We start from the raw sequence: 14,601 nt of genomic DNA on the forward strand, positions 1-14,601 counted from the left end.
CGGCTGTACGTGAACGGCATGCTGTCCGCCGCGCAGGTGGGAGTGACGGTCCTGCCGGCGAACGGGCCGTTCACCATCGGCCGCGGCAGGTGGAACGGTGGGAACGCGGCGTACTTCCCACGCGTCGTCGACGAGGTCCGCGCCTACGGCAAGGCGCTGTCCGACGGCGAGGTCCGCAAGCTGCACGACGAGGCCGTCGACTCGGACCTCGGGTACTACCGGTTCGACGGTGACGTCACGGGCGCCGCGGCCGTCGACTCGACGTGGCGGCACTACGACGCGACGCCGACCGACGGCGTGACCTACGGGCAGGGGGTGAGTGGACAGGGCCTACAGCTGGACGGCACCGGTTTCCTGACCGGGCCGGCCGGGTTGCCCATGCACGACAGCTTCACGGTGTCGGGCTGGGCGAGGCTGACCAGGGACGACAGGGTCGCCACGATCGTCGGCCAGGACGGCGCCCGGATGTCCGGGTACGCGTTGCAGTACCGGCCGGAGCTGAACCGATGGGTTTTCGCGGGGTACTCATCGGACAGTGACGGCGCGCAGCTGACGTACGCGGCGGATCTGGTGCCGCCGAAGCTGAACGAGTGGACGCATCTGGCGGGCGTGTACGACTACCCGGCGCGGCAGCTGCGGCTGTACGTGAACGGGCAGCTGGTCGGGTCGAGGAACAACGTCGTGCTGTGGCCGGCCGCCGGCAGGGTCGTGATCGGCCGGGGCAAGGTCAACGGCGTGTCCGCCGGGTTCTTCACCGGCACGCTCGACGAGGTCAGGGTCGCCGAGGGCGTGGTCACCGACGCCGCGATCGCGGGCCGCGGTGGTTGGGGAGCCCCGCAGGCCGGTCAGCTCGGCCGGTTCGTCAACGGTGCCGGCGACCACTACACCGGCGGCACCGACGCGATCCGGCCCGGCTACCACTTCGAAGGCACGCTGGGCCGGCCGGCGGCGGACGGGCCGAACACCGCGATGCTGCACGCCTGCCAGCAGGGGACCGACGCGTTCACGTCCACCGACCCGGCCTGCGAGGGTGCGACCGTGGTCGGGGACGTCGGGTTGGTCTACACGGTCGCGCCGACCAACGTCCCGACCATCCCGATCTACCGGTGCCTCGGTGGCACGGACCGGTTCGAGTCGAGGTCCAGCACGTGTGAGGGCGGCACCCGGCAGAGCCTGCTCGGCTACTCGGTGGCCTACGGCACGCTGGCGCGCTACTTCCTGCCCGGCTTCGACCACATCACCACCGTGGACGGTGCGCCGGCGGCGTACACCGCCGAAGGGCCGCAGGGGCTGCTCGCGCTGGTCGCGTCGGATGGCACGACCCCGCTGATGAGCTGCCGCAACGGCGCGGACACGTTCGTGTCGACGGACTCGGCGTGCGAGGGCGCGACGGTCCTCGGCTCGCTCGGCCAGATCTGGACGACCGCGCCCGCGGCGCCCAACAAGCCGATCTACCGGTGCACAGCCGGCACGGACAGCTTCGTGGCGCTGGAAGCCGACTGCGGGGGATACCCGGTGGACAAGGAACTGGGCTACACGCTCGTCGACGTGCCGGCCGTGACGGCGGTGTTCGCGTGATGACTGGAGGAACCGTGCGCCGCAGACGCGTGGCGACCGTGCTGTCGTCGGTGTTGGTCGTCTCGGCCGTCGTGGGGCTGCCGGGTCAGGCGTCGGCGGCGTCGGGGCCGTCGGTGCCGCTGCCGCCGACCAGTTCCACGCCGGTCACCGAGCAGACGATGACGTCGCGCGACACCGACGAGGCGACCTCGAAGGAGCTGCACGGCAACCAGCCGGCGAGTGGTGGCCTCGCCGACGGCGGCGGCACCAACAAGGCCACGCCGCTGGCGCCGTCGGCGAAGTGGGACGTGTCGGGCCAGACGGGGGACTTCACGTGGTCCTACCCGCTGCGGGTGCCGCCCTCGCCCGGCGGGTTGGCACCGGACCTGGCGCTGTCCTACGCGTCGTCCACGGTGGACGGGAGGACGAGCGCGACGAACAACCAGGCGTCGTGGGTCGGGGACGGCTGGGACCTGTCGGTCGGGTACATCGAGCGCTCCTACCTGCCCTGCGCGCTGGACACCATGGACGGCACCACGCCGCCGACCGTCGGCGACCTGTGCTGGCGCAGCGACAACGCCACCGCCTCCTACGACGGCAAGGGCGGTGACCTCATCCGCAACGACGCCGACGGCAAGTGGCGCGTCGGCTACGACGACGGCTCCCGGGTGGAGCGGATCGGCAACCCCGGCGAGGCGGGGGAGTCGTGGAAGATCACCACGGTCGACGGCACCCAGTACTTCTTCGGCTCCCGTGACGACGCGCACTCGAAGTGGACCGTGCCGGTGTTCGGCGACGACGCCGACGACCCGTGCCACCAGACGTCCGGTTTCGAGGCCTCGCACTGCGTCATGCCGTGGCGGTGGAACCTGGACGAGGTCGTCGACCGCAACGGCAACATGATCCGCTACGACTACACCGTCGAGACCAACTCCTACGGCATGAACCGCAAGGACGCCGCGGTCTCCTACGTCCGCGGCGGCACGCTCTCCTCGGCCGAGTACGGCCTGAACACCGCCAACACCAAGCCCGCCACGGCCCGCGTCGACTTCGCGGTCGCCGACCGGTGCGTGCCGGGCAGCGACTGCGTGGCGGCCAACAAGGACAACTGGCCGGACGTGTCGTGGGACGACAAGTGCGACACCGCCACCTGCAAGGACAAGTACTCGCCGACGTTCTGGTCCACCAAGCGGCTGGACACCGTCACCACCAGCGTGCGGGACGGGTCCACGTACAAGCCGGTCGAGAGGTGGACCCTGGACCAGCAGTTCCCGAGGAGCGGCGACGGTGAGAAACCGGCGCTGTGGCTCAAGGGCGTCAAGCACACCGGCCTCGCCGGGACCCCGGTCGACCTGCCCGAGGTGGTGTTCGAGGGCAGGGGGATGTCCAACCGGGTGGTGAAACAGGACGGCATCGGCCCGTTGCTGCGGTACCGGATCACCGCGATCGTGTCCGAGACCGGCGGCGTGATCACGGTGAACTACGCGGAGCCGGACTGTGTCACGGCGCCGGCGCACCCGGAGAGCAACACCCTGCGGTGCTATCCGGTGAAGTGGGCGAAGAAGGACTTCGCCGAGCAGACCGACTACTTCCACAAGTACGTCGTCTCCTCCATCACCGAGTCCGACCGGCTCGCCACCAACACCGAGCAGGAGACCAGGTACCAGTACCTCGACGGCGCGGCGTGGGCGTACGACGACTCCGAGTTCACCAAGGACGATCACCGCGACTGGAACGTCTTCCACGGCTTCCGGCGCGTGCGGATCACGCGCGGCAAACCGGGTGACCTGACCGGCCCGCAGACCATGACCGAGGAGCGCTACTACCAGGGCATGGACGGCGACAAGCTGCCGAACAACGCCACCAGGTCGGCTTCGGTGTCCGACACCGAGAACGTCAGCTACGCCGACAGCCCGTGGCTGCGGGGCTTCAAGTACGAGACGGTCGTGCACGACGGCACCTCGGAGCGGGTGGTCAGCAAGGCGATCACCACGCCGTCGGTCCAGGGCCCGGTCGCCACCCGCGGCACGATCAAGGCCTACCTCGTCCGCCCCGGCACCCAGACCGCCTACACGGCGCTCGCCTCCGGTGGTTGGCGCAGGACCCGCACCGAGCAGACCTTCGACAGCAGCGGGCTGGTGACCGAGACCAACGACCTCGGCGACATGGCCACCGCCGCCGACGACAGGTGCACGACCACCCAGTACAAGCGGGACGCCGGCAGGTGGCTGATCGACATGCCGTGGCTGACGAAGACGTTCGCCACGGCCTGCACGGCCACCCCGAAGTTCCCGGACGACGCCGTCTCCGCGGCCCGGACGTGCTACGACGGCTCGTGCACGGACGGCCCGACGCGCGGGAACGTCACGCGCACCGAGGAGCTGGACTCGTGGCCGGGGACCGACCCGGTCACGACCCTCGTGTCCACCTCGGTGTACGACGACTACGGCCGGGTGACCTCGGTGAAGGACGCCAAGGACCACGAGACGAAGACCGCCTACACGCCGGCCGAGGGCGGTCCGGTGACCAGGACCGTGGTGACCAACCCGGCCGGCTTCACCACCGCGACGACACTGGAGACCGCGTTCGGCCAGCCGGTGAAGGTCGTCGACGCCAACGACTTCACCACCGAGACCGCGTACGACGCACTGGGCCGCACGACCGAGGTGTGGCTGCCCGACCGGCCGCGCTCACCGGACGTGCGGGGCAACCGGTACTACTCGTACGCCTACCACAACGACGCGCCGACCGTGGTCACGACGACGGCCGTCGGGCCGAACGGCAACTACACCAGCGGCACCGAGCTGTTCGACGGGTTGTCACGGCCGCGGCAGCAGCAGGTGCCCTCGCCGGGTGGCGGCCGGCTGATCATCGACACCCGGTACGACTCGCAGGGGCGGCCCTACAGGACGACGAAGCCGTACTTCAACGACGCGCCGGTGGACGACAAGATCTGGGTCGCCAGTGACGTCGAGATCCCGAGCCAGACCGTCACCACCTACGACGGCGCCGGCCGGCCCACGGTCGCGACCGTGAAGACCGGCGGCGACGACGCGTGGCGCACCACGACCGAGTACGGCGGCGACCGGGTCACGGTCACGCCGCCGGCCGGCGGCACGGCCACCACGACCCTGACCGACGCCCGCGGCCAGACCACGGAGCTGCGCCAGTACCACGGGCCAGTGGGCAGTGCCTACGACAGCACGACGTACGCCTACACCCCCGCGGGTCAGCTGGCGCGGCTCACCGACCCGGCCGGCCAGGTCTGGCAGCACACCTACGACCTCCACGGCCGGGAGACCGTCACCGAGGATCCCGACAAGGGCAGGTCGACGCTGACGTACAACGAGCTGGGACAGCCGGTCAGCACGACCGACGCCCGTGGCACCACGCTCGTGTACGACTACGACGCCCTCGGCCGCCGCAGGGCGGAACACCTCGGCACCGCGACCGGTCCGGTGCGGGCGGAGTGGACCTACGACACCGTCGAGTCGGGGAAGGGCCTGCCGGCCTCGTCGACCCGCTACGTCGACGGCCTCGCCTACCGCTCGGAAGTCGTCGCCTACGACCAGCTCGGCCGTCCGGCCGGCACGACGGTCACCATCCCGGCGACCCGTGAGGAACCGGCACTGGCCGGCACGTACACGAGCTACCAGTCGTACGAGGCGGACGGCAGCGTGGCGGCCACGACGTACCCCGAGATCGGTTCACTGCCGACCGAAACCCTGACCTACACCTACGACGACCTCGGCGAGCTCACGACGGCGAGCGGCGGCTACGACGGCGAGACGGCCGACTACGTCACGGCCACCGAGTACACCCGCTACGGCGAGCTGGCCAGGACCCGGCTGGGTTCCCCCGGCAGGCAGGTGTGGCTGTCGAACTACTACGACACCAACACGCGCAGGCCCATCAGGTCCATCGTGGACGCCGAGGTCGCGAACCCGAAGCAGTCGGACGTGAACTACGCCTACGACCCGTTCGGCAACGTGACGTCCATCGCGGACACCTCGGACGTCCAGTGCTTCCGGTACGACTACGTGCAGCGGCTGACCGAGGCCTGGACGCCGGGTGCGGGCTGCGCCGCCGACCCGTCCGTGACCGCGCTGGCGGGGGTGGCCCCGTACTGGCAGTCGTTCACCTACGACGCGTCCGGCAACCGGCTGACGCAGACGCAGCACGCGGCGGCCGGCAACACGGTCCAGACATCGACCTACCCGTCCGGTGGGCACAAGCTCGCGTCGGTGGCCACCGCGGGGCCGGGCGTGAACACCTCCGGTGCGGTCACCTACGACGAAACCGGGAACGTCAGGACCAAGCCGGGCCAGGTCCTGGAGTGGGACGCCGAAGGCCACCTGGCGAAGCTCACCGAGGGGAGCAGGACCACGGAGTTCCGCTACGACGCGGCCGGCAACCGCCTGCTGCGCCGCGACTCCACCGGCTCCACCCTGTACCTGGGCGGCCAGGAGCTGCGCGTGACCAAGGCGACCGGGAAGGTGTCGGCCACCCGCTACTACGCCTACGGCAACCAGACCGTGGCGATGCGCGACCCGGCCGGACTGACCTGGCTCGCCGCCGACAGCCAGGGCACCGCACAGCTCGCGGTCGACAGTGCCACCCTGGCGGTGACCCGGCGCCGCCAGACCCCGTTCGGCGGTGCGCGCGGCCAGGCGGTGACCTTCCCCGGGGGGAAGGGGTTCGTGGGCGGCACAACGGATCCGACGGGCCTGGTGCACCTGGGCGCCCGCGAGTACGACCCGGCGCTGGGGCGGTTCCTGTCGGTGGACCCGAAGCTGGCGCTGGGTGATCCGCAGATGATGAACGGCTACACCTACGCCGACAACAGCCCGCTGACCAAGATGGACCCGAGCGGCATGGCCCCGATCTGCAACAAGTTCGGCGACTGCATGCAGGGCCACGACACGGGTGCCTCGGACCCGACCGTGTGGCCGGCGGAACGCGCGGCCCGCGAGAAGAACGCCCGCAAGTGGGCCACCGAACACCCGGACCCGCGCAAGATCTCCCGCCCGAAGACGGACCGCTACAACGGCGACAACCTGTTGGTCGGCATCCACGGCCCGTCGTGGGAGGAGGAAGAGGCCAAGTTCATGGCCAACCTCGACGCCGCGATCCAGGCCAGCCACGACGGGGCGTGGGCCCCGGACGGCTTCAGCGTGTCGCTCTGCGCCGACGGGGGTCTCGCGGTCATCTTCAGCGGCAGCTTCTGCCTGGTCATCGACGGCCAGGGGATCGCCTACCAGCCCGAGATCGGCTCAGCTCTGCCGGGCCTGTCCACGGGGTACTACGACGAGCTGTGGCCCATGGCCAAGGCGATGGCGGCGGACGCCGGGGCGCTGATGCCCAAGATGCCCGGAGTGTCCATCAAGGTCAACAACTCGCCCGCGAAGAAGGGGACGGGCCAGGGGGTGACGGTGACCCACCCCCTGGTGGGTGAACGCCTCGGCATGAAGTGGGGCTTCGACTCCGATTTCAGGCACCTGCAGTCGGTCGGCTTCTCGTTCCCGGGCGGGGAGGCCTCGGCCACCTACGACGGCAACTACACCACCGGGTACGTCGTCCGGTGGGACCACCTGTTCTCCCTGTACGACCCCAAGGAACACGACTTCTTCGGGTTCTACAAGTAGGTGGTAACCCGGCCCGGCGGGGGCATCCCGCCGGGCCGGCGATCTGGATCGGGACCGTCGGGTACGTGCTCACCCCGGTGCCGAGCGCGCCCGACCGCCGCGCCCGCGTCGGTTGCCCGACCAGTGACACCAGGCGGTCATGTCGAGTAGCACTTCCAGCTGTACGGATCGGACGCGGAGGTGTACTGGGAGAAGGCGGCCTCGTTGAAGCGGTACTGCCAGGCACAGGCGTCGTCCACGTCGAGCGACACGTGTGCGCCGGTGGGGGTGACGCAACGCCAGTCGGCGGCGGTCGTGCCGTCGAGGCTGACGCCGCCGATGTCGCCGGTGGACCGGCAGTACGCGCTGAGGTCGAGACCGCCGAGTTGGCGGTAGGTGGGTGCGGTGGTGAGGGTGACGGTGGTGGAGGTGCTGCCCGGTGGCAGGGTCACCGTCCCGTTGGCGTTGTCGACGGTGCCCGCGGTCGCGGAGGCGATGTTGCCGGTGAACGCGGGCACGGTGAACACGACGCCGCCGGCCGGTGCCGTCCCCGACAGCGTGAGGGTGATGTCCTTGCCGCTGCTGGTGATGGTGGCGCCCATGCGGTTGCCGCCGGCGATGGGGTAGTTGGCGGCACCGACCGTCTTCCCGGTGCGCAGCCACTCGGTGGGGACCCCGCGGCCGACGACGACCCGACCGTCGGACTTCTCGGCGATCAGCGAGTCGACGAGGACCTTGCTGGCGTTGGCCTGGCCCCACATGTGCGGGCTGGACCCGGTGCCGGCGGTGGCGTGGCCGCCGGGGGTCCATGCGGTGGCACCGGCCGAGGGAATGCCTTCCCACCAGGAGAACGGGGCGCTCTGGGTGTTGTTGACCATGAACTCGTAGTCGTAGACGCCCTCGCTGCGGTGCCTGGCGCTGGCCAGTCCGGCCTCGCCGTAGCCGGCGTTGTACCCGGTGCTGTAGCCGGTGTAGCCGCCGTAGGTGTGGCTGGGCAGGCCCGCCAGGTGGGCGAACCCGTAGTCGTAGGTGGCGTCGAGCAGCGTGGTCATCGGGCCCGTCTGAGCGGCGCCGAACAGGTAGCCGTCCCAGTTCCACCGGCCGAACAGCAGGAAGGAGGCCCAGTTGGCGTCGTTGGTGTTGCCGCAGCGGTCGGCGGTGTTCGGGAGGTCCACCGCACAGGGGAGGTAGCCGAGGTGGTTGGCGGAGATGGTCTTCTGCAGCTGGGTGTTCACCGCGGAGAACAGGGTGTTGTACTCGTTGCCGGCCCAGGTCGCCTCGGTGGTGTTGCCCAGCTTGTCGGCGATGTACCGGTACGCGAGCAGGCCGAGCAGGGCGGACTGGTCGTCGATCGTCCAGTTTCCCTCGGTGTCGACGGCGTTGGAGGACCTCATGGTGCCGCCGGGGCCGGTGGCGTTGGCGGCGATGGCGTGGGCGTTGTTCTGGATCTGGGCGAAGTTTGCCTGGACGAACGCCTTGTCCCCGCTCTTCTCCAGGTAGACCGCCCAGGGCCAGCTGAACTTGTAGACGGCGTCGGGGTACTCGTTGGTGATGAGCGTCCTGAGGTAGGCGTGCGCGTTGGCCAGGTCGCCCTGGGTCAGCAGGCTGGTGAGGATGCCGATCAGGTCGTGGTCGAACAGCCGGTCGTAGTTGTTCTCGCCGACGTTGAGGTTGTTGCCGTCCTTGACGATGTTGGTGTAGATGTACCCGGCCTTGATGGCGTTGACCAGCCGCGGATCCGGCAGGTTCAGCGTGACCACGCCGGCGAGCCTGGCGTCCCAGTACGAGGTCATGTGGCTGTAGTGGGCGTCGAAGCCGCCCGCGGCGGACAGCGCGCTGTCGGCGGGCCAGGAGTAGCCGTTGCCGAACCGGTCCGTCGCGATCACGTAGTCGTGCACGACGGTCTGTCCGGCGGCGACGGTGGTGGGGGCCGAGTTGAGCGGCAGGAGGCCGGCGGACGGCGCCGGGTTCTCGGTGTGCTGGACGGTGTCGTGGTTGGTCACGCTGACGCGTGAGTACACGGCCTCGTAGTCGTTGCCGGCGAGGGTGACCAGGTCGGCGAAGTTCGTGATCCGGACCGTGGTGTTGTCCCGTTCGAACTGGGTGACCAGAGCGGGGTAGTAGCCGCCCGCGTTGTACCACTGCATGGTGGCGGGGTTGTTGTAGATCCCGAACCCGACGGTCACGTTCTTGCCGGCCCGGATGTGGAAACTGCCGTCGTTGTAGGCGAAGGGAGCGTCCTGGTCGCCGTCCCACCCGAGGACGCCGATGGCGGCCGGGAGGGCGGCGGCCTGGGCCGCCGGGGGATGCGGGGGCGCGCCGGTGAGCGCGATGCCGAGTAACAGGACCGCGGCGACGGAACCCGTTCGGCGGAAGCCGGGCCTTCGGACGGTGGGCATGGGGGTTTCCTCTCCATGCGGAGCGAGGTGGGCAGGGTGGAAGCTCGCTTTTTTACACGTTCAAATTCGGCAACACCGAGGTTGCCGGAACCACGGGACGGGTGTCAACCCTGGCGGTGCGCTACCGGCCGGGCGGATTCGCGCTGGATGACCGGATGACCAGCCGGGGTGGTAGCAGCGTGTTGCGCGGGGGAGCGTCGGCGGGGGCGAGGAGGGCGGCGACGACGTGCCGTCCGACGTCCTCGATGGGTTGGCGGATGCTGCTCAGCTCGAGGACGGCGGCGGTGGGCGTGTCGTCGAACCCCACGATGGCGAGGTCGCGGCCGACCTCCAGACCCCGGCGCAGCGCGGCGCGGGCCGCCCCGGCGGCCAACGTGTCGGTCGCGGCGACGATCGCGGTGGGTGGTTGCGGCCGTGCCAGCAGGGCGGCGGTCATCTCGATGGACGCCTGGACGGAGTCCGGGCCCCGGACGTCCAGCCCGTGGCAGAGCGCGGCCAGCCCGTGCCGTTCGACGCTGCTGTGCCAACCCCGGGCCCGGCGGTCACCGACGTTGCTGCCGGCCGGCCAGCCCACGAAGCCGATCCGTCGGTGTCCCCGGTCGACGAGGTGGTCCACGGCGGCGGACGTGCCGGCCACGTTGTCCACGTCGACCCAGCGGTAGGCGTCGGCGTCGGAGTCGTCGTGGCCGAAGGCGACGAAGGGAATCCCGTTCTCGTGCAGTACCGCGGGCCGCGGGTCGTCGACGGTGATGTCGTAGAGCACGAAGGCGTCGGCGGCCCCGCCGCGGAACAGGCGGATCGCGCTGTCGGTCTCCGCCACGCGGTCGCCGGCCGTGTACAGCAGCAGGTGGTGGTCGGCCGGGCGGCCGGCCTCGGCCAGGGAATGCAGGAATCGGTCGTGGATACCGGCGAGCGTTCCCGAGCTCTGCGGTTCGATCCGGTAGCCGATCATCCGCGACGAGCTGCTCTGCAACGCCTGCGCCGACCGGTTCGGGTGGTAGCCGAGCAGGTCGATGACCTGCTCGACCCGCCGCCGCGTGGCCGGCTTCACCTTGTGCGGCGCGTGCAGCACGTTCGAGACGGTCTGTCGGGACACCCCCGCCTCACGGGCGACGTCGGTGAGGGTCGGGGAGTCGAACGGCTTCGCCACCTGGTGTTTCGCCATGTCTCCCCTCCTCCCTCGCCCCGGACATTCTGCCGCACCCGGCGGGCGGCCGACGCGCCATGCCTCCCGCCGCCCTTCGTGCGCGGGCACCGCCGGCAACTGGGTGTCAGCCGACCAGGGGCGCTCCGATTGGGACGGTCGTCAGGCAACGGCAACGGCTGCCTGTTCGTGTTTCGGCCGCTGGACGAACTGGCGTTCGTGTCACTTCGTGTGGGTCAGGAAGAAGTCCCGGACGTCCTCGGCGAGCAGTTCCGGCACCTCCATCGCGGCGAAGTGACCGCCGCGCTCGAACTCCGACCAGTGCCTGATGTCGTACAGCCGCTCGGCCAGCGGTCGCACCGACTGCGTGATGTCGTGCGGGAGCACCGCCACGCCGACCGGCACCGGGCACGGCACGGCGGGCCCGCGGGGAGTGTCGTGGTGCAGCCGCGCGGAGGAGGCCGCGGTGGCCGTCAGCCAGTACAGCGAGATGTCGGTGAGCATCCGGTCGTCACTGATCCGCGAGCGCGGGTCGGTCCACTGCGCGAAGCGCTCGGCGATCCAGACCAGCTGGCCGACCGGCGAGTCGGTCAGCGCGTAGCCGATGGTCTGCGGGGTGAGGGCCTGCAGAGCCTGGTACGGCGGACGGTTCGTGATCAGCTTCCTGATCTTGTCCAGCCGGACCTCGTCCGTTTCGGACAGTTCGATGTCGGCGTCCGGGACCGGCCGGGTGGGCAGGTAGTTGACGTGCGCGCCGAGGACCTGCTCGGGTGCCACCGAGCCGAGCGCCAGTGAAATGCCCGCGCCGAAGTCGCCGCCGTGCGCGCCGTAGCGCTCGTACCCGAGACGGCGCATCAACTCGGCCCAGGCCCGGGCGATCCGGACGGCATCCCAGCCGCGCTCGTGCGTCGGCCCGGAGAAGCCGTAACCCGGGATGGACGGGATCACCAGGTGGAAGTCGCGCGACAGCGGCTCGACCATGTCGAGGAACTCCAGGAACGAACCGGGCCAGCCGTGGGTGAGGACCAGCGCGAGCGCGTCCGGTCTCGACGACCGGACGTGGACGAAGTGGATGTTCTGGCCCTCGATCTCGGTGGTGAAGTGCGGAAGCTCGTTGAGGGTGGCCTCGTGCTCGCGCCAGTCGTAGCCCGTGCGCCAGTACTCGGCCAGCACCCTGAGCCGCGCCAGCGGGAAGCCGTAGTCCCACCCGGCGTCGGCGACCTCGTTGGGCCAACGGGTGCGGGAGAGCCGGTCGGCCAGGTCGTCGAGGTCGGCCTGGGGGATGTCGATGCGGAACGGCGTGATCATGTTCTGTGCTCCGTGCGGGTTCATTCAATGGCCTAACGTTCGAGTGACTAACGTTTATATTCCGAACGGTAGCACGGTCGTTAGTCCGCCCAACGATTCGTTAGACTCGCCACATGGAGAACCCAGCGGAGGAAACGCCCGCCAGGTGGGAGCGCCTGCCCAGCTGGCTGCTCACCCAGACCGCCAGCCACGCGCACCGCCTGGTGGGCGACGCGTTCTCGGCCGTCGGCGCCCGCGGCTACCACTACCGCCTGCTGGCGACGCTGGAGGAGTCCGGCCCGGCCAGCCAGGCCGCACTGGGCCGCGGCAGCGGCATCCACCTCAGCGACATGGTCGCGGCGATCAACGAGCTCGCCGATCGCGCGCTGGTCGAGCGCGCTCCGGACCCCACCGACCGGCGGCGCAACATCATCTCGTTGACCCCCGCGGGCAAGCGACAACTGCGACGACTGGACAAGCGCCTGTCCGAAACCCAGGACGAACTGCTGGCCCCACTGTCGCCCGAGGAACGGCAGCGGTTGACCGAGCTGCTGTCCACGCTGTTGGACCACCACAACCGGCGAACCGGCACGCGCCACTGACTCGCCGGCTTCGTCCTCTCGGCGACCGTGCTCGACAAGCTCGTGCTTCGCGCTGGCTGGCCGTGGCTCGGCGCACTGTCCTGTGTGCACTCCGGGCAGCGCGGCGGCAGGCTTCGTTGAGCCGGATGCCGTAGTCTCGGTGCGTGGCGACTGAGGTGAGAGTGGACGTCGACCCGGCCGAGGTCGGGTTCGACGGGGCACGGCTGCGGCGTGTCGACCGTCGTTTCGCCCGGTACGTCGAGGACGGGTTGCTGCCCGGCTACCTCGCCGTGGTGAGCAGGCACGGCCGGATCGCGCACGTCGTCTCCCACGGCCACCGTGACGTCGAGGCGGGTGCCCCGGTGGAGCCCGACACGATCTGGCGCATCTTCTCGATGACGAAGCCGATCACGTCGGTGGCCGCGATGACGTTCGTCGAGGAGGGCCTGATCGACCTCACCGATCCGGTCTCGCGGTGGTTGCCCGAGTTCGCGCAACCACGGGTCTACACCAGAGGTTCCGCGCTGGCGCCGGTCACCGAGCCCGCGACCGAGCCCATCCGGCTGTGGCACCTGCTGACGCACACCGCGGGGCTCACCTACGGCTTCCACCACACGCACCCGGTCGACGCGATCTACCGCGCGGCGGGGTATGAGTGGGGCACACCGAAGGGCCTGGACCTCGCCGCGTGCAGCCGCGCGTGGGCGCAGTTCCCGCTGGTGTTCCAACCCGGCAGCGAATGGAACTACTCGGTGGCCACCGACGTGCTGGGCCGGCTCGTCGAGGTGCTCGCGGACAAGCCGCTCGACGAGGTGTTCGCGGAGCGGATCTTCGGGCCGCTGGGCATGACCGACACCGGTTTCTGGACCACCGACACCGACCGGCTCGCCGCGCTGTACGTGCCGGCGCCGGGCACGAAGCGGGTGGTGCGCAACGACGCGTTCGGCGCGCTGGGCACCACCCGTCCGGACTGCCTGTCCGGTGGCGGCGGACTGGTCTCCACCGCGGCCGACTACCACCGCTTCACGCAGATGCTGCTGCGCGGCGGGGAGCTCGACGGTGTGCGGGTCCTGGGCCCTCGCACGGTCGGACTGATGGCGAGGAACCACCTGCCCGGCCACGTCGACCTCGAGGCCTACGGCAGGCCGCTGTTCGCCGAGATGCCGTTCGACGGTTACGGTTTCGGCCTCGGCTTCTCCGTGCTGGAGGACCCGGTGAAGGCCAAGACGCTCTCCACCGCGGGCGAGTTCGCCTGGGGCGGCGCGGCGTCCACCGCATTCTGGGTGGACCCCGCTGCGGACCTGACGGTGGCGTTCTACACCCAACTGCTGCCGTCGAGCACGCACCCGTTCCGGCAGCAGCTGCGTCAGCTGGTGTATCAGGCTCTCGTCGACTGAACGCCCGGTGGCATGACGTCCTGGCTCGTTCGCTGGGGGTTCGCGAGGTCGCGCTGACGGCCCCGGACGACGCCTCGGCGGGTCAGTCGACCGGGTGGGCCTGGCGTTCGGCTCGCCGCCGGACCAGCTCCTCGACGGCGCTGGGCAGGGTCGTCTCGAAGTCGATCAGCTTCGCCCACGTCGGGGTCACGACGATCCGGACCATGCCGTCGTGGTAGAGGGAGCGCACCTCGGCCTCCCACTCGACGCGTTGCTCGGCCGTCATCTCGTAGGTGGTGTTCGCCTGCAGGTACTCCTCCGGGATGCCGTCGACGTGGTCCAGCTCGGCTCGGCCGCGGACGAGCAGGATCTTGGGCGGGTGCACCTCGGTGTCGATCGTCAGCGCCACCTGCGGGTTGCGCCGCAGGGAGGGGAGCTTCGGGGCGTTCTTCGTCGTGCACATGACGATCTCCGCGCCGTTCCAGGTGAACGCGATCGGCACGTTGCGGGGGGTGCCGTCCTTGGCGATGTAGGCCAGTCGGGTCACGTCGCGGGCCAGGAGTTCCTGGCTGAGCGGACGGTTCAGGATCTCGGTAATCTCGTTCGGCTGCACAGTTGGCCTCCTGCTTCGTC

At 70.1% G+C, this 14,601-nt stretch carries 8 protein-coding genes; 4 read left to right on the plus strand and 4 right to left on the minus strand.

Going from position 1 to position 14,601, the window contains the following annotated elements; translation table 11 throughout:
- On the plus strand, window positions 1–1,578 hold a 1,578-nt coding region (locus ACJ73U_RS03125), incomplete at its 5' end, for a LamG-like jellyroll fold domain-containing protein (RefSeq protein WP_407775968.1).
- 14 nt (window positions 1,579–1,592) lie between these two features.
- Window positions 1,593–7,202, plus strand: coding sequence for an RHS repeat-associated core domain-containing protein (locus ACJ73U_RS03130; protein WP_407775969.1), 5,610 nt, complete (start codon window positions 1,593–1,595; stop codon window positions 7,200–7,202).
- Between the two features lie 137 nt (window positions 7,203–7,339).
- On the opposite strand, the gene ACJ73U_RS03135 is transcribed toward ACJ73U_RS03130, so the two are convergent.
- The 3 genes from ACJ73U_RS03135 to ACJ73U_RS03145 all read right to left on the minus strand — a co-directional run bounded on the left by ACJ73U_RS03135 (window position 7,340) and on the right by ACJ73U_RS03145 (window position 12,032).
- Complete coding sequence (locus ACJ73U_RS03135; RefSeq protein ID WP_407775970.1) at window positions 7,340–9,580, minus strand: hypothetical protein; 2,241 nt, start codon at window positions 9,578–9,580, stop codon at window positions 7,340–7,342.
- Between the two features lie 121 nt (window positions 9,581–9,701).
- The gene (locus tag ACJ73U_RS03140) at window positions 9,702–10,745 is read right to left on the minus strand and encodes a LacI family DNA-binding transcriptional regulator (protein ID WP_407775971.1); all 1,044 of its coding nucleotides are present in this window, start codon (window positions 10,743–10,745) and stop codon (window positions 9,702–9,704) included.
- A 201-nt stretch (window positions 10,746–10,946) separates the two neighbouring features.
- On the minus strand, window positions 10,947–12,032 hold the full coding sequence (locus tag ACJ73U_RS03145) for an epoxide hydrolase family protein (RefSeq protein ID WP_407775972.1): 1,086 nt from the start codon (window positions 12,030–12,032) through the stop codon (window positions 10,947–10,949).
- Between the two features lie 113 nt (window positions 12,033–12,145).
- Between ACJ73U_RS03145 and ACJ73U_RS03150 the strand changes: the two genes are divergently transcribed.
- Both ACJ73U_RS03150 and ACJ73U_RS03155 read left to right on the plus strand, forming a co-directional pair.
- The gene (locus ACJ73U_RS03150) at window positions 12,146–12,613 is read left to right on the plus strand and encodes a MarR family winged helix-turn-helix transcriptional regulator (RefSeq protein ID WP_407775973.1); all 468 of its coding nucleotides are present in this window, start codon (window positions 12,146–12,148) and stop codon (window positions 12,611–12,613) included.
- Between the two features lie 143 nt (window positions 12,614–12,756).
- A complete protein-coding gene (locus ACJ73U_RS03155; RefSeq protein ID WP_407775974.1) occupies window positions 12,757–13,989 on the plus strand; it encodes a serine hydrolase domain-containing protein in 1,233 nt (410 codons plus the stop codon).
- An 82-nt stretch (window positions 13,990–14,071) separates the two neighbouring features.
- On the opposite strand, the gene ACJ73U_RS03160 is transcribed toward ACJ73U_RS03155, so the two are convergent.
- Window positions 14,072–14,581, minus strand: a complete 510-nt coding sequence (locus tag ACJ73U_RS03160) for a pyridoxamine 5'-phosphate oxidase family protein (RefSeq protein ID WP_407775975.1) — start codon at window positions 14,579–14,581, stop codon at window positions 14,072–14,074.
- Window positions 14,582–14,601: the final 20 nt, after the last annotated feature.

The organism is Actinophytocola sp., assembly GCF_045807065.1.
Classification (GTDB): Bacteria; Actinomycetota; Actinomycetes; order Mycobacteriales; family Pseudonocardiaceae; genus Actinophytocola.

Coding starts and splice junctions, on each gene's coding strand:
- ACJ73U_RS03150 (WP_407775973.1), top strand. CDS start 12,146: ATGGAGAACCCAGCGGAGGAAACGCCCGCCAGGTGGGAGCGCCTGCCC.
- ACJ73U_RS03140 (WP_407775971.1), bottom strand. CDS start 10,745: ATGGCGAAACACCAGGTGGCGAAGCCGTTCGACTCCCCGACCCTCACC.
- ACJ73U_RS03145 (WP_407775972.1), bottom strand. CDS start 12,032: ATGATCACGCCGTTCCGCATCGACATCCCCCAGGCCGACCTCGACGAC.
- ACJ73U_RS03135 (WP_407775970.1), bottom strand. CDS start 9,580: ATGCCCACCGTCCGAAGGCCCGGCTTCCGCCGAACGGGTTCCGTCGCC.